18 protein-coding genes and 1 pseudogene are annotated in these 19,705 nt (G+C 37.9%); 9 read left to right on the forward strand and 10 right to left on the reverse strand.

The annotated features are described in order from the left end of the window. Window positions 1-3 precede the first annotated feature (3 nt). The 4 genes and pseudogenes from PSE60_RS15785 to PSE60_RS15800 all read right to left on the reverse strand — a co-directional run bounded on the left by PSE60_RS15785 (window position 4) and on the right by PSE60_RS15800 (window position 3,004). Window positions 4-1,116 carry an S-(hydroxymethyl)glutathione dehydrogenase/class III alcohol dehydrogenase gene (locus PSE60_RS15785; RefSeq protein WP_004912967.1) on the reverse strand — a complete coding sequence of 371 codons (1,113 nt, stop codon included), beginning with the start codon at window positions 1,114-1,116 and terminating at the stop codon, window positions 4-6. Window positions 1,117-1,133: 17 nt separating this feature from the next. Next, window positions 1,134-1,406 carry a formaldehyde-responsive transcriptional repressor FrmR gene (gene frmR, locus PSE60_RS15790; RefSeq protein ID WP_004261729.1) on the reverse strand — a complete coding sequence of 91 codons (273 nt, stop codon included), beginning with the start codon at window positions 1,404-1,406 and terminating at the stop codon, window positions 1,134-1,136. A 168-nt stretch (window positions 1,407-1,574) separates the two neighbouring features. After that, a pseudogene (locus tag PSE60_RS15795) lies at window positions 1,575-2,492 on the reverse strand (bestrophin family protein). Between the two features lie 185 nt (window positions 2,493-2,677). Beyond that, entirely contained in the window at window positions 2,678-3,004 is a 327-nt protein-coding gene (locus PSE60_RS15800; protein WP_210836044.1) for a DUF1090 family protein, read from the reverse strand. A 555-nt stretch (window positions 3,005-3,559) separates the two neighbouring features. Between PSE60_RS15800 and PSE60_RS15805 the strand changes: the two genes are divergently transcribed. Together PSE60_RS15805 and PSE60_RS15810 are read left to right on the forward strand one after the other, a co-directional pair. Further along, a complete protein-coding gene (locus PSE60_RS15805) occupies window positions 3,560-4,657 on the forward strand; it encodes a fatty acid desaturase family protein (protein WP_272665996.1) in 1,098 nt (365 codons plus the stop codon). A gap of 373 nt (window positions 4,658-5,030) precedes the next feature. After that, window positions 5,031-5,975: an ATP-grasp fold amidoligase family protein gene (locus PSE60_RS15810; RefSeq protein WP_272665997.1), complete on the forward strand. Its 945-nt coding sequence runs from the start codon at window positions 5,031-5,033 to the stop codon at window positions 5,973-5,975. 70 nt (window positions 5,976-6,045) lie between these two features. Here PSE60_RS15810 and PSE60_RS15815 read toward each other — a convergent pair whose 3' ends face one another. Both PSE60_RS15815 and prpR read right to left on the reverse strand, forming a co-directional pair. Continuing rightward, window positions 6,046-7,188, reverse strand: coding sequence for an MFS transporter (locus PSE60_RS15815; protein WP_004912983.1), 1,143 nt, complete (start codon window positions 7,186-7,188; stop codon window positions 6,046-6,048). Window positions 7,189-7,788: 600 nt separating this feature from the next. After that, window positions 7,789-9,417, reverse strand: coding sequence for a propionate catabolism operon regulatory protein PrpR (gene prpR, locus PSE60_RS15820; protein WP_272666007.1), 1,629 nt, complete (start codon window positions 9,415-9,417; stop codon window positions 7,789-7,791). Window positions 9,418-9,662: 245 nt separating this feature from the next. Between prpR and prpB the strand changes: the two genes are divergently transcribed. The 3 genes from prpB (at window position 9,663) to PSE60_RS15835 (ending at window position 13,241) form a co-directional block, all read left to right on the forward strand. Beyond that, window positions 9,663-10,550: a methylisocitrate lyase gene (prpB, locus tag PSE60_RS15825; RefSeq protein WP_210838596.1), complete on the forward strand. Its 888-nt coding sequence runs from the start codon at window positions 9,663-9,665 to the stop codon at window positions 10,548-10,550. Window positions 10,551-10,611: 61 nt separating this feature from the next. Next, the gene (prpC, locus tag PSE60_RS15830; protein ID WP_272665998.1) at window positions 10,612-11,775 is read left to right on the forward strand and encodes a bifunctional 2-methylcitrate synthase/citrate synthase; all 1,164 of its coding nucleotides are present in this window, start codon (window positions 10,612-10,614) and stop codon (window positions 11,773-11,775) included. 11 nt (window positions 11,776-11,786) lie between these two features. Next, window positions 11,787-13,241 (forward strand): bifunctional 2-methylcitrate dehydratase/aconitate hydratase, encoded by a 1,455-nt coding sequence (locus PSE60_RS15835; protein ID WP_272665999.1) that lies wholly within the window; start codon window positions 11,787-11,789, stop codon window positions 13,239-13,241. A 73-nt stretch (window positions 13,242-13,314) separates the two neighbouring features. Here the strand turns inward: PSE60_RS15835 and PSE60_RS15840 are convergent, their stop codons facing one another. Together PSE60_RS15840 and PSE60_RS15845 are read right to left on the reverse strand one after the other, a co-directional pair. Next, window positions 13,315-14,355 carry a galactose-1-epimerase gene (locus tag PSE60_RS15840; RefSeq protein WP_210838615.1) on the reverse strand — a complete coding sequence of 347 codons (1,041 nt, stop codon included), beginning with the start codon at window positions 14,353-14,355 and terminating at the stop codon, window positions 13,315-13,317. 230 nt (window positions 14,356-14,585) lie between these two features. Then, window positions 14,586-15,515 (reverse strand): cation diffusion facilitator family transporter, encoded by a 930-nt coding sequence (locus tag PSE60_RS15845; RefSeq protein ID WP_210838603.1) that lies wholly within the window; start codon window positions 15,513-15,515, stop codon window positions 14,586-14,588. A gap of 300 nt (window positions 15,516-15,815) precedes the next feature. Here PSE60_RS15845 and PSE60_RS15850 point away from each other — a divergent pair, with 300 nt between their 5' ends. Beyond that, complete coding sequence (locus tag PSE60_RS15850) at window positions 15,816-16,253, forward strand: universal stress protein (protein WP_004912997.1); 438 nt, start codon at window positions 15,816-15,818, stop codon at window positions 16,251-16,253. 48 nt (window positions 16,254-16,301) lie between these two features. Here the strand turns inward: PSE60_RS15850 and eco are convergent, their stop codons facing one another. Next, window positions 16,302-16,778 (reverse strand): serine protease inhibitor ecotin, encoded by a 477-nt coding sequence (eco, locus tag PSE60_RS15855; protein WP_004913002.1) that lies wholly within the window; start codon window positions 16,776-16,778, stop codon window positions 16,302-16,304. A gap of 266 nt (window positions 16,779-17,044) precedes the next feature. On the opposite strand from eco, the gene PSE60_RS15860 reads away from it, so the two are divergent. From PSE60_RS15860 to PSE60_RS15870, 3 genes are all read left to right on the forward strand, one after another. Beyond that, a complete protein-coding gene (locus PSE60_RS15860; RefSeq protein WP_210838605.1) occupies window positions 17,045-17,257 on the forward strand; it encodes a DUF465 domain-containing protein in 213 nt (70 codons plus the stop codon). Between the two features lie 283 nt (window positions 17,258-17,540). After that, window positions 17,541-17,906, forward strand: coding sequence for a nitrous oxide-stimulated promoter family protein (locus PSE60_RS15865; protein WP_210838607.1), 366 nt, complete (start codon window positions 17,541-17,543; stop codon window positions 17,904-17,906). A 742-nt stretch (window positions 17,907-18,648) separates the two neighbouring features. Further along, on the forward strand, window positions 18,649-19,467 hold the full coding sequence (locus PSE60_RS15870) for a helix-turn-helix transcriptional regulator (RefSeq protein WP_272666000.1): 819 nt from the start codon (window positions 18,649-18,651) through the stop codon (window positions 19,465-19,467). 51 nt (window positions 19,468-19,518) lie between these two features. Here PSE60_RS15870 and PSE60_RS15875 read toward each other — a convergent pair. After that, the coding region (locus tag PSE60_RS15875) for a hypothetical protein (RefSeq protein ID WP_272666001.1) at window positions 19,519-19,705 on the reverse strand (187 nt) is incomplete at its 5' end.

The following is a 19,705-nucleotide window of genomic DNA, read 5'->3' on the forward strand; positions in this document are numbered from 1 at the left end:
TCCTTAATCGTAGTGAATAACGGTGCGGATTGATTTACCTTCATGCATTAAATCAAATGCGTCATTAATACTGTCTAATGGCAATGTATGCGTCACAAACGGAGACAGTTCAATATCCCCCTTCATGGCATCTTCAACCATTTTTGGCAATTGGCTACGGCCTTTCACACCACCAAATGCCGTACCGCGCCATGAACGCCCTGTCACTAATTGGAATGGACGAGTTGAAATTTCTTGCCCTGCTCCTGCGACACCAATGATAATCGATTGGCCCCATCCGCGATGTGCACTTTCAAGTGCGGCACGCATAACATTCACATTACCAATACATTCAAAGGTATGGTCAACACCCCACTGGGTTTTCTCAATCAGAACCTGTTGAATCGGCTTATCAAAATCATTAGGGTTCAAACACTCTGTTGCACCAAATTGACGTGCTAATTCAAACTTAGAGGGGTTAGTATCGATAGCAATAATACGGCCAGCTTTTGCTTGCCTTGCCCCTTGAATAACTGCCAGACCAATACCACCGAGTCCAAAAACAGCAACTGAGTCACCTTCTTGTACTTTAGCTGTATTATGTACCGCGCCAATGCCGGTTGTCACACCACAGCCTAATAAACAAACTTCTTCATGGTTGGCTTGAGGGTTAATTTTTGCCAAAGAGACTTCGGCAACAACGGTATATTCACTGAATGTTGAGCAGCCCATGTAATGATAAACTGGCTGGCCATTATAAGAAAAACGTGTTGTTCCATCTGGCATCACACCTTTACCTTGTGTTTCTCTGACAGAGACACATAAGTTTGTTTTACCTGATTCGCAAAAAACACATTTCCCACATTCTGCCGTATAAAGTGGAATGACATGATCACCCACACTAACACTGGTAACACCTTCACCGACTTCGACAACAACACCTGCACCTTCATGCCCTAATACCACAGGAAACAAACCTTCCGGGTCATCTCCTGACAATGTAAAAGCATCAGTATGGCAAACACCCGTATGGCTAATTTTAACTAACACTTCCCCAGCTTTTGGTGGCATCACATCAATTTCGACAATTTTTAATGGCTCACCTGGGCCAAATGCGACTGCTGCACGTGATTTCATCGTTATTCCTTCTTTATTTACCGCAAATAGGTACGAATTAATGAGATAGCATCGTCTACTGAGTCTTTTTGCAACTGTGTTGTCGCAGACTCTTGAAGCCCTTCTCGTAAATGACTTTCTAATACCCCTGCCATCAAACCATTAACTGCACCGCGAATAGCAGCAATTTGTTGTAAAATGGCAGCACATTCAACTTCATCTTCTAAAGCCGACTCCAAGGCAAGCAATTGCCCTTTCAGCTTTCTAACCCGAGTAAGAACTGCTTTTTTTTCCTTTGGGGAATGTGGCATATTTAAGCCTCTTTAGCATACATAGGGGGAGTATAGTATCTATAGGATTATCTGTACAGAATTGCTTATTTTCATGACCAAAAAAGACAAAATAATATTAGGTAGAAAGGTTAAACAGTAAAACGTGAATATCACGCTCTACTGTCTTCAATAAGAAATAGATTTACGCTACAACAAGTTAAAGTATCTATCTGGCTGATATTGAGGGGGAAGTGGTTGAATATCTAACATATCCAATGCATTACGTTCAATACTATTACAAATAGCATTAAGCGGTAAATCATTTGCAGCAATACCAAAAGGATCTTCGAGTTCTTCTGCTAATGCATCCCACGCTAAGAAGGTATAAGAAATAAAAACAGAAACAAATGGCGTCATAAAATGTAGGTCTACGACTAATGCAAAAGGAAGTAACGAACAAAATAGATAGACTGTTCGCTGTAAAATTAACGTATACGCAAACGGGATCGGCGTATTCGAAATACGTTCACAGCCACCAAGTACGTCCGATAATGCATTAATATCTTTATTAATGGCTTGAAAGAGTACATCGCTGATGACTTTTTTATCACGTAATTCCCCCACCTTTAGGCCAATCTGCAACAATATTCAGCTAGTGGGAAACGGACTTCGGATAACCTCATCAAAAATATTTCGAGGTAATAACCGGTACAAGTCAATGATTGGACTGGTTTTTCTTAGTTCATGTTTAAGGCTCCAACCAAAAGCAATCAACAGATTCGCAAACTCCTTTTGAGCTGACTGGTCATTAGGCAACAACCCTTTAATATTCCTTAAAATATTTCTTTGATTAATTAATAACGAAGCCCAAAGCGTTCGCGCCTCAATCAAGCGGCTGTAACAGGCATTATTACGAAAACCGAGGAAGATTGCGATGGCAATCCCCAGTAAGCTAAAAGGGGCAATCGTTAAGTGTATACCTAATCGTTCGTACCATTGAAAACTGAGTACTGCTACGATAGATATCATTATATTTAGAGAAAGCCGAAATGTTATTTTTGACAGCACAGAACCATGCCAGTCGAATAACCGAAAAAACCAGTGCTGATGAGGACGAATAACCATAAGAAGACATATTGTATTAAGATAACGACATTAACTTATTATTTCATTAATTAATTCAATGCGCTATAGCCAAACAACAATTAAAGTAAATATCACAATAATGATGACAAGTGGAAATAGCGCTAAATTCATCCAATACGGTTTTCGTTTACAAATAATATTTGATTTTAATATTACTTATTAAGCTAGTTTTTTGCGGCTTTTAAACGCTCAATTTCATCTTGTAACGCTTCTATCTGCTGCTCCAAATGATCCGTTTCAGTAAAACTATATCGGTGATTTAATTTAGTTGGGCCTGTGGCTCCGGAATAATGGTCATAGCAGTTATTTTGTACATTTGAAATAGCACGCTCTAACCCCATGACTCTGTTTTGGTTACCGTGCATTTTGGCATATTTTAGCTGTTTTTCTAATTGATAGATTTTTTTATCACAACCATAATATTTATAACCTGCTTGAGCGGATACTGGAATAATCAGTGTTGATAAAATTATTAACAGTATTTTTTTCATGTCAAATTCCTAATTCAAAAAATAATTTACCTATGACTATTTCATCATTTTGGCACATTATTAATATAGGTAAGCTCCTAATTTGGCTTAGGTAAAACAAATATAACGAGTAATTAAAACAAACCTGCCTAAAATGATAACAATCATTTATTATTAATGATGAGTATTAAGTTAATAATATTTTTTTACATGATTTATTACAGACAGACACATTTTTCCCTGATACTTTAATATTAAAGGATTATTCTACAAGGACGTAGCTAGTTTCCATGCTTCAGCAGGTAAAAAATACGTATTATTACTAGATACTTCATAAAATAACATATCAATTTAATTAATCCATATCTCATATTTAATCATTTATCTACATTAATGTTAGTTTCTACCTATTTTCATCAAAAAGACTCATTTAAATTTTCGATATCTAATTTTTTCGATGATATCTGATTCAGAATAAGCCTAAACTCCCACTACCTTTCATATTTGTTTACGACGGTTTACTGAGTAAAGATATACTCTTTGAATATAAAAAAGATAACCTCAAATGAGAATCGCATGCATCACACCAAATTCGAACTCAAGTTCGCCAATGCTAACGAACAACAATTTCATACCGCATTAAAACAAGCAAGTCAGGAATATCTGCAAACTAAGCACGACCACATGTATGCCAGCCTAGCTGACCTTGCTGCAATTGGAGTCTTGTTTATTGTTGCTGTTCTGAGTTATCTTCCAATTCTCATTACAACATCTACCACAGTTTATATATTGTCCTATTTTGTATTTGTCTTATTCATCATGCTATTAAATGTGATTGGCCAACATGACGCCTGCCATAATACCTTATTTAAATCCAGCTGGAAAAATCGGTTATTTGGCCGTTTAGTTACATTACCCTTAGGATTAGAACCGGAATTTTGGCGCACACGCCACGTTCATTATCACCATCATTATGCCAACATCGAACACTATGATTTAGACACTGAAGAAAATGGCATATTCCGCCAAACACCCTTTCAGCGTTGGCGACCTTTTATGAAATATCAGCATATTTACTGGCCTTTCGTCGCATCATTGTCACTCACATGGATAGCTCTGGTGTTTGATTGGTCTGATCGAACGGGGAAAACACGCTTAAAAACACAGAAAGTTTTAGAAGGTAAACTGGGTTGGGGGTTATTTTTAGGTAGCAAGATAGGCCACTTAATATTGATGCTTGGTATCCCATTGATAGTGGCTCACTATCATGGGATCAGCTTAACTGCAATATTTATTACGTACTTGTTGAGCCAAATGGTTGCTTCCATTTTTGTAATTTATTTATTATTAGGAACACATTGGGCAGAGACACAGTTTTTTACTGCACCTGAGGATAAACAAATTAAGCATGGCTGGTACCACCATAATTTTGTCACGGCTTGTGACTGGCTACCAACCCCCCATTTTTTATGGCGCTTAACTGGGGGATTAAATTACCACCTTACACATCATCTTTTCCCTAATTGGCACCATCGCCATTACCCTGCTCTAGCACACATCTTAGCCAAATTGGCCCAACAGTATGATATGCCATACCGTTGTATTGATTACAAACAACTCGTTGCAGCTCAAATACGATTTTTAAAACAAATGGGACAGCCACCACTACAATAACAATCTTCGTAATTTAAAAAATAGCAACCTTCTCAAATACAGCCTCTAAACCCATTGGTTTAGAGGCAATGATCTAAATAAACCCTTAAGGTCTATCTCCCTTGTCTTTGTTACACTTTAAATAAGCAATACCCTTAATATTAATGACGAATAATTAAAACGATTGATTTAATTATTGATATAAAAACGGACAGGTATCCGGCTATTATTAACAAAATGAGCATTATTTATCTTCTGTTTACTTTTTATTTATTAAGGAATTATTAAATTGGCCATCACATTTATTGATGCTTTATTTAAGTTATAAAAAATATAATCAAATAAAAATTAGATTTCATTTACACACTACAATTTTAGAATGGTTGGCGCTCGCATGAAAAAAGCAGAGTATTTTATAAAAAAATTACGTACACTTATTATGAGTGACAAAACATATCTCACTAATAAATTTACCAAAAAACTCAATTACCGCCCTGACTTTAAAGTTCCAAAAAGCTTTAATGAAAAGGTAAATTTTAGGATGCTACGTGATAAGAATCCCTATTACACCCAATTTGCAGATAAAATTGCGGTTAGGGATTACATTGCTCGAACTATAGGTAATGAATATTTAGTTCCTATTATCAAAACATATAAAAATACTGATGAAATCAATATCAATAACTTACCGGAACGCTTTGTTTTAAAATGCAGCCATGACAGTGGTAGTAGTGTTATTTGCACAAACAAAGATCAGTTTGACTGGCAAAAAGCCAAAAATAAATTGGATTTTCATTTAATTAAAAATCTCTATTATATTACTCGTGAACGTCATTATAAAAATATTCCACCACAGATTATTTGCGAGGAATATATTGATTTATTTACGAATAAAAACCGCAAATTGGTACCAGAAACATGTAGGATCCATTGTTTTTCCGGTAAGCCTGTCTATGCAGAAATTGACTACACCGATGAACTTGGTAATGAATTTATTAATATTTATGATATCAACTGGCAGTTACAACCCGTGACTTTTGGTTATCCAAACATGTTAGAGCCCGTATCTGAACCGCCATTATTCAAAGAAATGTTACGGTTAGCAGAAATACTCGTCACGCCTTTTGATTATTGCCGAGCTGATTTTTTGATGTCTGATGAAAATACGTTGTATTTCAGTGAACTCACTTTCGCCCCAAATGCAGGTAGAACAGAAATATCACCGCTGTCATGGGATTTCAAATTAGGGGAGCTTTGGGAACAACGTATTGTACGTAACACTAGGCATTCCCCCATTGAAGCACAACTGGCACCTTCAACCGTGCATAAAAAGAAATAATTAGAATACAAAAAAGGCTCTGCGATAATTCACAGAGCCTTTTATTTATTGGTTTTATTTGTTGATAAAATTAATTTGCTAACACACTGGCTTTACGACGTAAGCTGGCAATTAACATATAAATTGCAGTTACTAACAGCACAATAAAGAAGAAATTCACTAAACCATTATGTTGGCCTAAAAATGTCCCAGCGGCGATAGGCCCCATTGCTGAACCGATACTATAACTAAACAGCATCACCTGAGTTGCAGCAACAATATAGGAGGAATCTAGGCTATCACACGCCAACGTTATCGCTACCGGGTATAAGGCAAAAGTTGACATACCGAGTAACGCTAAAGCGACGATCATCACCAAATAATCACTCGAAATATAAATAACACCCATCGCAAAAACACCTAATAATGAAACCATTGCAAGCAACAAGGTTTTACTCATTAAGATAGATAATTTGCTAACAACTGGCTGTATTAACATCCCGCCAAGAATAATTGAAGCCATCAACACACCGACTTGGTCAGTGGTGAATTGGTCTTTTTTCAATGATAACGGCATTAACCCATAGATAGTTCCCATGGTAATACCAGAAACCATACAGCCAATAATTGCAGGTTTACTTAAACGAGCAATTTTTTTCAATGATAGTTTCTGATGAGAACCACTTTCTGGCTGACCTTGGCGTACTAATAATGGTGGCATTACCGCTAATAATAATAACCCTAATACCACCATAAATGGATAGGCACCATGGGTTCCAATAACACCAATAGCAAGCTGGCCAAGTGTTGTTCCGCCATACAATGACGTCATATAAAAACTTAAACGTTTAGCACGCTCTTTCGGATTATCGCCAATCAATAACCAAGACTCGACAACCACAAAAATACCCGCCACCGCAACCCCTGCAATTAAGCGGTTTGGCAACCAAGCTTCAATGGTTGGCGTCCATGGCAGTACGATAACTGTTGCGGCAAGCATCAATAAAAAACCAATAAATGCAAGACGATGGCCTATTTTGGCAATAATAGGTTCAATTAACATTGAGCCAATTAATAAACCAATATAATACGCGCTCGCTAACCAGCCGGCATATTGGGTATCAATACCAAAGCTTCCCATCGATAATGGGATTAAGCTCATTAAATAACCCGATGCAATAGCAAAAATCGTTAACCCTGCAACAGGAACGAATGCATTGTCGCGTTTGCGCATGATAGTAGTGGACTGATTCACGCCCCACTCTCCAACTAACAAAATAAATAATATGCGCTGCAACTACATCGTAGAATACGACAACATTGTGTTCCTAAAAAAGAACACATTTCGGCGATTAGTGCAGTAGTAAAAAAACAAAGATAAGACTAATTTGAGCGCAATATAGAACGTTCAATCACGAAGTTAAAATGAGAAAATCTAATGGTGACTAACAAAATAATTTATGTGAGAAAAATCACATTTCTCACGTAGACGAATCCAGATCAAAAATGGCAAGAAAAACGAAATAATCATTTAAAAAACAATTAGTTATAAAAACAACAAGTAAAATTACCTCTGTTACTTTTAGACACAACTTAAACTAAATACAAGACACCTAAAAAGTACTTAATCACAAAAAAAATTATTTATTGTTTTCTCCTGCTGCATAAGCTGATTGATGAAGCAAATTCGCCTTGCTCAATTTACTAAAACAATTTATTTCACTTTTTTTGTTTGTTACCCCTTATTTTTTCTTTTTATTTAAAAATTAATAGGGATTCATTAAAGTTTAGTGAAAATACACCCTAAATCGAATTAGGAAAATGCGTAAAAATATCAATTCTTACTCATCCTTGGTTCAATACGAGAATTTGGTCTGGAAGAATGGGAAGAAAGTCGGCGCCACAGCGTAGTCCTGCTAATCCCTAAATACTCGGCCACCGCTTTACGGTCCCCATTAAATCTTGCCATTACGTCTTCTAACGATTCATGTGATTTATCTTTTATTACGACGTCCTCGTGGTCACTCCCCTGCCTTTCTGGGGATAAACTTATTAGCATTTGTGTTGTAATCGCTTTTTCTGGGTAAGCACTGCAATACAGCGCAACTCGCTCCATTAAGTTTCTGAGTTCTCGAACATTACCGGGCCATGAATACTCAAGAAAAAAATTTTTACATTCAATAAGTTGTTGTACACGAAAGGATGGTAACGGTAACCTTAAGCCTGCAAAAGCTAATTTAAGCAGCCGCTCTGCTAATACAAAAATATCATCGCCACGTTCATTTAGCGCTGGTACTCGCATTCTTAGCACGCCGAGCCGATAAAATAGATCAGCTCGAAAGCGCCCTTCTTTTACCCAACAGTCTAAATCGCAGTGGGTTGCGCAAATGACCCGAACATTCACTTGTAACGGTTTATAGCCGCCAACTCGCACTACCGAACGCTCTTCGAGCACTCGTAATAACTTTGTTTGTAATGCGATAGGCATTTCACCAATTTCATCTAAAAATAGTGTTCCCCCATTCGCTAGTTCAAACAACCCGGCTCGGCCACCACGGCGAGAACCCGTAAAGGCACCTTCTTCATAGCCAAATAATTCGGCTTCTAATAATGTTTCAGGTATCGCCCCGCAGTTCACAGCCACAAAAGGCATTTGTTGTTTGCTGCGCTTATGTTGATTAAATAAGGTGTATTCGTGATGAATTGCTTGCGCCACCATCTCTTTCCCTGTTCCACTCGCACCTTGAACCAATACCGTTGCATCAGAGCGCGCATACAACATAATGGTTTGCCTAACACGCTCCATCTGTAACGACGAACCAATCAGATCATTAATGGTATAACGAACCTTTGCAGGGTTAGGGGGGAGATATTTGTCTTGCGAATGGTTTTCACGCCTCGACATTTGGCTTAATTCGATAGCATCTGAAAATGCTTGCCGTATGGTTTGTGTGGAATAAACAAAAACCCCTGTCATACCCATTTCATCTGCTAAATCCATGATTAACCCAGCGCCCACCACAACGGAGATCCCCAAAGCTTTCAGAGCTTTAAGCTGAGCTTTCGCATCCTCTGCGGTAATATAGCTACGCTGTTCAATTTGCAAACCAAAACGCTGCTGAAATTCATCTAATGATGAAAGTGGCTTTTTATAATTGATGATCCCAATTTTATCGCTAATTTCACGTGCTTTGGCTAATGCTTGCATAACATCAAACCCGCTGATTTTCACGATAATAACCGGCACTGAAACATGGCTTTTTAAATAAGCCCCATTAGAGCCCGCACTTATAATAGCGTCACAGTGCCCATCCTGTAAGCGCTGGCGAACGGCCTCTACCGCCTGCTCAAAACCAAGATTAAGTGGCGTGATGTCAGCTTGTTCACTAAATTCAGGGCTGATATCTCGAAATAGTGTAAATAATCGAGACACTGAAACCGTCCAAATAATCGGTTTTTCCATCATCGCCATACCTTCTCACCATGTTTCATTTCAGTTTCACTTAACAATATATTGTTTCATTGAAACATTCCAACTGATTATTTTAGCTTTGTTTTTTCTATCACAAATCAGGAAAATAAATATCCAATTGATTTTTAATATATTTATATTCCTACATCTCTTAATTTAAGGTTGGCACGCCAATTGCTATATGGCTATTGTTACCCTAATCTCATTACAACTGATTAACATTTTATGAGGCCGCTATGTCATCATTTAGTGCAGGACACAAATTTCGCGAGGCTATCAAGCAAGAGTCTCCATTGCAGCTTGTTGGAACTATCAATGCCAACCACGCACTCCTTGCAAAACAAGCTGGCTATAAAGCTATTTATTTATCTGGAGGTGGCGTCGCCGCAGGGTCATTAGGTATGCCTGACTTAGGTATTTCAACGTTAGATGATGTTTTAATTGATATTCGACGCATTACCGACGTCTGTGACTTACCGCTAATGGTTGACGCCGATATTGGCTTTGGCCCTTCCGCTTTTAACGTTGCCCGTACCGTGAAATCCTTTTGTAAAGCAGGTGCTGCAGGGTTACATATTGAAGACCAAGTGGGTGCCAAACGTTGTGGTCATCGCCCTAATAAAGAAATTGTTTCGACACAAGAAATGGTCGACCGCATCAAAGCAGCTGTTGATGCACGAACCGATGACAGTTTTGTCATTATGGCTCGAACTGATGCATTAGCGGTAGAAGGCATTGATGCCGCACTGGAACGCGCACAAGCTTACTTAGACGCAGGTGCGGACATGCTTTTCCCAGAAGCTATTACAGAACTCTCTATGTATCAAAAATTTACAAGCAACACCTCTGCTCCCGTACTGGCCAATTTAACCGAATTTGGCCAAACCCCACTATTTACTCTTGATGAATTACGCAGTGTTGGCATTGCCATCGCGCTATATCCACTTTCTGCATTTCGCGCCATGAATAAAGCGGCTGAACAGGTTTATACAACATTACGTAAAGAAGGCACGCAAAAAAGTGTCATTCCGCTAATGCAAACTCGAGAAGAGCTGTATCAAAGTATTCATTATTACGATTATGAGCAAAAATTGGATGCATTATTTTCGCAGAAAAAACCTTAATTTTTAATTACTTATTATTATCAAAAGTCGCATTACCTCAGTCCCCTACAAGGAATAAATGATGAATGAACAACTTAGTCGTACTGAAGCACCTCAATTTAAACCTAAAAAATCAGTTGCACTTTCTGGTGTAGCTGCTGGAAACACGGCACTTTGTACCGTTGGGCGTAATGGTAATGACCTGCATTATCGCGGGTTTGATATTCATGACTTAGCGACACAATGTGAATTTGAAGAAATCGCACATTTGCTCATCCATGAAAGGCTCCCTACGGCAACTGAACTCGTTGCATACAAAGAAAAACTGCAATCCTTTAGAGGGTTACCGGCAAGCGTTAAGCAGACGTTAGAATCAATACCCGCTAACGCGCACCCGATGGATGTCATGCGTACGGGCGTATCAATGATGGGCTGTGTTTTACCAGAAAAAGAATCGCATCCTTTTTCTGGCGCTAGAGATATCGCTGATCGCCTATTAGCGTCATTAGGGTCGATATTGTTGTACTGGTACCACTTTAGCCACCATGGACGACGTATTGAAACCCAAACAGATGATGATTCGATTGGCGCGCATTTCTTACACCTATTACACGGTAAAAAACCCCCTGCTCAATGGGAAAAATTCATGCATATTACGGCAATTTTATATGCGGAACATGAATTTAACGCATCCACATTTGCAGCAAGGGTTATTGCTGGGACAGGTACGGATTTTTACTCAGCGATGACAGGGGCAATTGCCGCGCTGAGGGGGCCAAAACATGGTGGTGCAAATGAAGTTTCATTAGAAATTCAGCAACGTTATGCCTCGATGGACGAAGCGGAACACGATATTACAGCACGTATTAAAAATAGTGAGGTTATCATTGGTTTTGGCCACCCAGTTTATACCCTCGCAGACCCTCGCCATCCGATTATCAAATCTGTTGCTTTACAGTTATCAGAACAAAGCTTAAACCGGCATCTTTATACCGTTGCGGATCGCATTGAGTCCGTGATGAAACGTGAAAAAAACATGTTCCCCAACTTAGATTGGTTTTCTGCTGTGGCTTATCATCTGATGGGCATCCCCACCGCTATGTTTACCCCGTTATTTGTTATGGCACGTACTGCTGGCTGGTCAGCGCATATTATTGAGCAGCGACAAGATAACAAAATTATTCGCCCTTCAGCCAACTATATTGGCCCTGAAAATCAATTATTTACTCCTATAGAACAACGTTAAAAGGTAGCCTAATGACAACACAAACCGTGCGTTCGCAACAAATTGAATTTGATAAAGTGATCAGCGATATTGTTGATTATGTAATGGATTACCCGATTATTTCTGACCTCGCCTATGATACAGCTTATCATTGCCTGCTCGACACGCTGGGTTGCGGTATGGAATCCCTTGAATACCCCGCATGTAAAAAATTATTAGGGCCTATTGTGCCAGGAACAATTGTGCCAAATGGCACAAAAATCCCAGGCACACAATTTCAATTAGATCCTGTGCAAGGTGCTTTTAATCTTGGCACCATGTGCCGCTGGCTCGATTTTAATGACACTTGGCTTGCTGCCGAATGGGGCCATCCATCTGATAACCTTGGCGGTATTTTGGCGACGGCTGACTGGCTTTCACGTGAAAACATTGCTAAAGGAAAACCACCACTAGTCATTAGAGATGTTTTGACTGCATTAATTAAAGCGCATGAAATTCAAGGTTGTATTGCGTTAGAAAACGCCTTTAACCAAGTTGGGCTCGACCATGTCATTTTAGTCAAAGTAGCCTCAACTGCGGTTGTTGCACACTTATTAGGGCTGGAAAGAGAGCAAATTCTCAATGCCGTTTCCCAAGCATGGATTGATGGCCACAGCTTGCGTACCTACCGCCACAGCCCCAATACAGGGTCTCGTAAATCGTGGGCAGCCGGTGATGCCACATCTCGTGCGGTGCGGTTGGCTTTAATGGCTCAAAAAGGAGAAATGGGTTACCCAACGGCGCTAACCGCGAAAACCTGGGGCTTCTACGATGTTTTATTTAATGGACAACCACTGCGTTTTCAACGCCCTTATGGCTCATATGTCATGGAAAATGTGTTGTTTAAGATTTCTTTCCCTGCTGAGTTTCATTCCCAAACAGCGGTAGAAGCAGCTTTACAACTCTATCAAACCCTCGAGAAATTAGGGAAATCCGCACAAGATATTGAGTCTATTGCCATTCGTACCCATGAGGCTTGCATTCGTATCATTGATAAAAAAGGCCCATTAAATAACCCGGCAGATAGGGATCATTGCATCCAATATATGGTTGCTATTCCATTAATTTTTGGTCGTTTAACCGCTGCTGATTATGAAGACAATATTGCCAAAGATGCGCGTATTGATGCATTACGTGCAAAAATGCATTGCACCGAAGATGCACAGTTTACTCGAGATTATCATGACCCTGAAAAACGTTCGATTAGCAATGGGTTAACCATCACATTGAAAGATGGGCAAGTGCTTGATGAAGTTGTTATCGAATACCCTGTTGGCCACAAACGCCGCCGCAAAGAAGGTATGCCATTGTTATTGAATAAGTTTAGAATTAATTTAGCAAGACAATTCCCGGAAGCCCAACAAATTCGAATTCTAAAAGCCTCTCTCGATAAACCCATGCTCGAAAAAATGCCCGTCAATGAATATCTGGATTTGTTTGTTATTTAAGTCTAAAACAATTATTAACCAGTGATTCAATTCAGCGCCTTGATATAGAGGCGCTGAATATTCACCAGCTAGATTAGAAAATAAATTGGTAACGAGTTTGGCTTCGATACACTTGCTGAGGAAGCGCAATCGAGCTGTATCGCGTACCCCACTCCGGATGATTAATGGCGTCTATTGGAAGTTGAGTTGCCATCACTACCCCTGAATAAGGGACATACGTTCGAGTTTTCCCCGGCGTTGCAAACAGATTATTTCCGCTGTACACATGTAATGCAGGCTGCGTGGTGGCGATATTGAGGCACACATCACCACTTGGTGCGCTGAGGGTTGCGACTGTCTGCTCACCATCAGTTAATGCGTTGTTCAATATAAACGCATGGTCATAACCCCCAACATGGCGCTGTACATCATCTTGTAAAAAATCTCGGCCAATTCGCTTACTTTGGCGAAAATCAAAATTTGTTTCTGCAACATTATGCCATTCCCCCGTTGGAATACCGTCTATATCTGTTGGCAAATATTGGTCTGCATCAATATATAAATCATGCTCTAAAGCCGTTCTGACCGAATCCTCCCCTGCTAAGTTAAAATAGATGTGATTCGCAAGGTTAACAGGGCAAGCCTCGGTAGCTTGGTAGTTATGATGGATAACGATTTGATTATCTTCTGTAAGTTCATAACTCACTTCAACGTCTAGCGGGCTCGGAAAACCTTGTTCGCCAGCAGGGGACGCCAAAGAAAAAATAGCTTTCTGTGGAGTTGGTTGAAAAATACCCCATATACGGTGGCTAAAATTATGTTTTTCACCATAAAGGCAATGTACGCTTTGGTTACCTTTTACCTGATAATGTTGCTTATTTAGCGTAAATTGAGAGTTATTTATACGATTAGCTACTCGCTCGACTATCGAACCAAGGTATACCCCTTGCTCCATCTGTTTCGCCATATTGGGTGAACCCAAAACAACATCTCGCTTTCCTGTTGTTAATGGAAGTATACAGCTAAGCCAACTAGCTCCTAAGCTACTGAGAATAACCTTCATACCATTTTGATTCGTAAGGGCAATTACCTTTGGAGCACGAAATGTCTGACATTGTTCTTGAGTTAACCGCATTTTTTCCTCAATCATTCAATAATCACTAGAGAGCAATTTGTTGAGTTTGCTACATTTGTCCTATGCTTTGAACAAATACTACATTGTGCCATCTTGAAACAGTAATTAATTTTCGCCTTGTTATCAACTGGGTGCAATAATTAATGAGTCGATTTTGCATAATAACTTGCAATAAAAAACCGAGCCACGTTTAAGCTCGGTGCTAATCGAAAAATACAATAAGCGTATAATTAATGCTTAACGTCTTTGTCATACGGGTCAAGGTGAGTCATAACATCTAAAATTAATGGGTTTTCCATCAACTTTTTACGTACATTCACCGCAATCTCATGACCAACAGTAATACTCATATTTCCATCCAACTCTAGATGCACGTCTACTAACAAAAAATCACCGGACTTACGCGTTTTTAAATCGTGATATCCCGATAACTCACCGATATTATCTAAAATAGAACGAATTTCCTGCAAGGTTTCCTCATTCGCACCTTTATCCATTAAGTCTTGCATCGATTGATTCGTAAATTTGAACCCCATGCGAAAAACAAAAGTCCCCACAATAAGGGCTGCAATAGGGTCAAAAATACGTAAACCGCATAAACTCCCAATAATACCAATGGCAACAACTAATGAAGAAGCGGCATCAGAGCGCGCATGCCAAGCATTTGCAACTAACATACTCGAATTCACTTTGTTCGCAACATGCAGCATATATCTAAATAAACCTTCTTTTGCCACTAAAGCGATCAGCGCAGCGACCAAAGCAATAGTATGTACCTCTGGAATTAAGTCAGGGTTCAGTAGCTTTTCAATAGCAGACCAAACCATCCCCACACCAACAATTAATAAAATTATTCCTAATATTAATGAGGCACCATTTTCATAACGAAAATGGCCATAGGGGTGATCTTCATCAGGTTTTTTATGACTTTTTTTATTCGCGATTAATACAACAAAATCTGCAATTAAATCAGACAAGGTATGGATACCATCAGCAATCAATCCAGAAGAATGCGAAATAACACCAATAATTATCTGCCAAATGGATAAGAGTGTATTAACAACGACACTGATGAGTGTACTTTTTTTCGCTGCATTAAATTTTATTTGCTGTAACTCGAACTCACTTTTTTTCTTGGTCGAGGCATTATTCATATTCATATGATGTATTCTTTAATGAAAAACAAAATAATTATCATTCAAATAAACCTTTTAAATCAATTGGTTAATGACAGCCAAACTCAATAATCGCATAGTTTCTGTTAAAAGTCTCACTAATAATTGTAAACAAAAGGTGGCTTGATAATAATTGTTCTTTGTTTTCAGATAATTAATTATATTCACCTTAACTCCAAGTGATAAATGCGCACGTTATAGCATTTATTACTTTCCATTTAACTTATGATATATTGAAGATAAGCCTTTGTAATTAATTTCAAATAACACGAAAATGAGGTCGCTATGTATAAAAAAATCCTAGTTCCTATTGATTTGTTAGAAGATGAGTTGAACCAAGAGATCATCAAACACGTTGAGGCACTAGCGCAACTAAGCTCAGCCGAAATTCATTTTCTATCCGTTATTCCAAGTCTTGAATTATTTTTTGGTATTGAAATTGCTGCCTTACCAGAAAGCAACAAAGATTCAGCAGAACGCTCAGTGCTCGCAATGCGTGCATTAGAAGAGGTCATTAAAGACATCAAAGTTGCTGATGAACGCATTAACTGCAAAGTGGGTATTGGTTCCGCCAAAGACGAAATTTTGGATTATGCGCAAGAAATTGGTGCAGACCTGATAGTTGTGGGCTCTCATCACCCAAGCACTTCAACCTACCTATTAGGCTCCACAGCATCCGCTATTGTGCGCCATGCGAAAACATCCGTATTTGTTATTCGCTAAATTAGTTTCTATAAAAAATGCCGCTAGATGCGGCATTTTCCTGAATATTTATTTATTAACTGAATCAATTAATTTATCGTCTGTAGACCAGATACGATATTTCACTTGCATATCTTTCGGAGCGTAAACCACAATTGGTAGCTTGCTGTTATAACGCACAAATGCATCATCACCTAACTGAGTTGTCACAAAACGGTCTTTTGCCGGCTCAGAACACCCCATCATGGTAGACGCAGGGCCTTTTACTTCGTCGAGTTTATAATAATCATAACCCCAACCTTCTAATGTCTTTTTGTCTAGGTCACCCATAAACCATTGGCGGTTACAATCTGCTTTGATCGTTTTTCCAATAACTAGCTCAACCATAAAGTCATTTTCATTTTGTTGCTTGGTTAATTCAATTACATGACGAGTCATACCCGATTCAGCTTTTGGATATGGCGCGATCTTTTCCAAATCTTCCGTTGCTACTGCACAAGATGAAATTAGTGCCGCTGCCATGACAGATAAAATCGCTTTTTTCATTATTTATTCCTATTTAAGAACATAAAACTAATTTTTAAAACCAGACTTTTATACATATTAAGTCATTTACATCGTCATTATCACTATAGATGATTCTTAATTACAAAAATAGAGATAACTCAGGTAAAGCAATGTAATACGACTTAATTCTAGTAGAAGGATCATAAAACTAATAAAAATTATGTAAATTACAAGCTATTTGGATGTACAAAATGTACGCACTGTTTATACTGAATCTGAGGCTTAATACATTCTGAGGAGGTAGTATGTTATCAGCAGATCAAGATTTAGTTTCAAAATTAATCTCTACACATCCCCGTTTTCAGACTCTTTATGAAAAACACCATCAACTCGACAAAGAAATCAGTAAATTAGAAGGCCCTTCTGGAGCTGGTTACAATGAGCATGTCGCTAAGCTAAAAAAAGAAAAATTACATCTTAAAGATGAAATGCGAAAGATAATGCTCTCGAGTCAATAGCTTATCACGATAACGGTATCAGGTGTTTTTCTCACATAACGAAAATCACAAGCTTAGCTAACATCCTAAAAATGACGATATTATATTGATTCATTTAGTCTTAGCTAAGTGGTTTTTCACTCTAATAAAAGAGGGTAAAAAATTACCCTCTTTTTATTGCGTCGAAAAATTCACCATTTTATTGAGCCCCATCAATAAAAACACGAATAAATCATCATTAGCTAACTATTCACTTCTTAAAATTGTATATTAAATATATGTTTTAATTCTCTAAGGACTTTCTATGGTTGGCAAACGCATTCATCGTGAAATTAAAACGATTGAGAAAATGATAAAAATCTATGAGAAAGCCTATCCTGCACCACTAGAATCTCCTGATTTTTATCAAAAATTATTTTCCTATGCCGTTAATAGGCTAGAAAAATGCCGATATGGAGAAGAGAAACCTGCCTGTAAACAATGTCCAATCCACTGCTACCAACCTAAAATGCGAGAACAAATGAAACTAGTTATGCGCTGGGCTGGACCTAAAATGCTAATCCATCACCCGATACTCGCTATACGCCATTTACTTGATGATCGTAAACCTGTCCCTGATTTACCCGCCAAAGTCAATAAGCGTGCGGAACAAAAGCAAGAATCACAATAGGTAAAACCATTGCCCTAGCTTAACTCTCTACTAGAGTCTAGGGACTAGAGGAAAAATACAAGATAAGGAGAAATAATAAAACACGGGTAGATTGAATAACGACAAGAGAAAATTAATAACTGATGAGAACTATTTATCAAAATATATATTTGAAATACCTATCAGAGCTATCACACAAACCTATCAATTTAGAAATGAGATACAAATCACATTCAAACTGCAATTTCACCCACCTTTGATTAATTTAATTAATCGCTTCGATTATTAAAACAAATAACTCAAGTTAATAATTATTAGTTACATTAATATAATTAATAAATGATAGTTTTAACGAATTTTAGTATCACCATTAACATAGCTAAAATTCACATTACTATACAAAAAATGACTGGTGAGCAAAAAGTCGAAAAAAAACACGATTCATGCGTAAAAAACGATAACATATTAATGTCCGACTAAATTTATTATATAAGAATAACAACCCAAACAAATACAAATTATCAGTACAATCAAGAAAATTGGTTATTTTAAATCAGAAAATACCGATCTATTGGCAGAAAAAAATCGAAAAAAGTATATTTGGAAACATTTATTTATATTTAGAATTACAATGTGACACATAATTAATCGATTTATATAATTTCAAACATACTAATAACATCCATGCTTTATATCACCAGATGGAAATTGCTAAACATTTTATTTTGAAGTTATATTTTATACAATTAATAAAGGTATCGTCATGCAAGTAGTAAATTCACCAAGCCAATACGTGATTAAACAAATAAACATTAATAGTAACGCAGCTCATCACATTATCGATTTAGAAACCAAAGGGCTTTTACTCGTAGAACAGGGCTCTGTGTTACTAGAAACGCCTGCTAATTCACAACGTTTAAATGAAGGCGATATTTTATATCACAAACAAGGCGCATACTCATTAGAGCTCATTGACACAACCAGCTGCAAATTACTTTGGGTTCCCTTAGATGATAAATTTTTGCGTAACTTTATCTCCAACCATGGTGCTGAGTTAAGCGAAATAGACCGTAATGAAGGCTCATCATGCGATATTATTAAATTTAGTACATCACCTCTCATTAACGATATCAAAATAAGCTTAAATGCATTTATCAATAATGAATACCCTGACGTCATCTTCTCACTTCGAGTGAGTGAATTATTATTATTGCTAAGCTACAGTGAACAAGGTGCATTACTGTTATCTAATTTTAGACAGCTGAGTAGTCGTCAAGTAGAGCGCTTACAATTATTTATGGAAAACAATTATCTTAAAGAGTGGAGACTAAGTGAGTTTGCGCGTACTTTTGGGATGGGGTTAACAACGTTTAAAGAACTGTTCAATACCGTTTATGCAACATCACCACGTTCATGGATAAGTGAAAAACGTATTATGTATGCACACCAGTTATTAATTAACACGACAATGAGCATTGTTGAAATTTCAATGGAAGCAGGCTTTTCAAGTCAATCCTACTTCACTCAAACTTATCGAAAACGATTTGGATACACTCCGAGTCGGTCAAGAATAGCAGCTTAACCGCTCAGTAATATTCGAACTCATGCCCTGTCAGTTATAGAAGTTTAGGCTTTAACTATAATCTGGCAGAACGGCAAGCAGCTCTCCTCCTTTTAAGTATTCACCTAAACTTCTTATACTTCTTATACTTCTTATACTTCTTATACTTCTTATACTTCTTATACTTCTTATACTTCTTATACTTCTTATACTTCTTATACTTCTTATACTTCTTATACTTCTTATACTTCTTATACTT

The organism is Providencia sp. PROV174 (genome assembly GCF_028480685.1).
Lineage (GTDB): Bacteria > Pseudomonadota > Gammaproteobacteria > Enterobacterales > Enterobacteriaceae > Providencia > Providencia rettgeri.

Excerpts from the sequence above, each read along its gene's own strand:
- PSE60_RS15785 (WP_004912967.1), bottom strand. The coding sequence starts at position 1,116 with ATGAAATCACGTGCAGCAGTCGCATTTGGCCCAGGTGAGCCATTAAAA.
- frmR (WP_004261729.1), bottom strand. The coding sequence starts at position 1,406 with ATGCCACATTCCCCAAAGGAAAAAAAAGCAGTTCTTACTCGGGTTAGA.
- PSE60_RS15800 (WP_210836044.1), bottom strand. The coding sequence starts at position 3,004 with ATGAAAAAAATACTGTTAATAATTTTATCAACACTGATTATTCCAGTA.
- PSE60_RS15805 (WP_272665996.1), top strand. The coding sequence starts at position 3,560 with ATGCATCACACCAAATTCGAACTCAAGTTCGCCAATGCTAACGAACAA.
- PSE60_RS15810 (WP_272665997.1), top strand. The coding sequence starts at position 5,031 with ATGAAAAAAGCAGAGTATTTTATAAAAAAATTACGTACACTTATTATG.
- PSE60_RS15815 (WP_004912983.1), bottom strand. The coding sequence starts at position 7,188 with ATGCGCAAACGCGACAATGCATTCGTTCCTGTTGCAGGGTTAACGATT.
- prpR (WP_272666007.1), bottom strand. The coding sequence starts at position 9,417 with ATGGAAAAACCGATTATTTGGACGGTTTCAGTGTCTCGATTATTTACA.
- prpB (WP_210838596.1), top strand. The coding sequence starts at position 9,663 with ATGTCATCATTTAGTGCAGGACACAAATTTCGCGAGGCTATCAAGCAA.
- prpC (WP_272665998.1), top strand. The coding sequence starts at position 10,612 with ATGAATGAACAACTTAGTCGTACTGAAGCACCTCAATTTAAACCTAAA.
- PSE60_RS15835 (WP_272665999.1), top strand. The coding sequence starts at position 11,787 with ATGACAACACAAACCGTGCGTTCGCAACAAATTGAATTTGATAAAGTG.
- PSE60_RS15840 (WP_210838615.1), bottom strand. The coding sequence starts at position 14,355 with ATGCGGTTAACTCAAGAACAATGTCAGACATTTCGTGCTCCAAAGGTA.
- PSE60_RS15845 (WP_210838603.1), bottom strand. The coding sequence starts at position 15,515 with ATGAATATGAATAATGCCTCGACCAAGAAAAAAAGTGAGTTCGAGTTA.
- PSE60_RS15850 (WP_004912997.1), top strand. The coding sequence starts at position 15,816 with ATGTATAAAAAAATCCTAGTTCCTATTGATTTGTTAGAAGATGAGTTG.
- eco (WP_004913002.1), bottom strand. The coding sequence starts at position 16,778 with ATGAAAAAAGCGATTTTATCTGTCATGGCAGCGGCACTAATTTCATCT.
- PSE60_RS15860 (WP_210838605.1), top strand. The coding sequence starts at position 17,045 with ATGTTATCAGCAGATCAAGATTTAGTTTCAAAATTAATCTCTACACAT.
- PSE60_RS15865 (WP_210838607.1), top strand. The coding sequence starts at position 17,541 with ATGGTTGGCAAACGCATTCATCGTGAAATTAAAACGATTGAGAAAATG.
- PSE60_RS15870 (WP_272666000.1), top strand. The coding sequence starts at position 18,649 with ATGCAAGTAGTAAATTCACCAAGCCAATACGTGATTAAACAAATAAAC.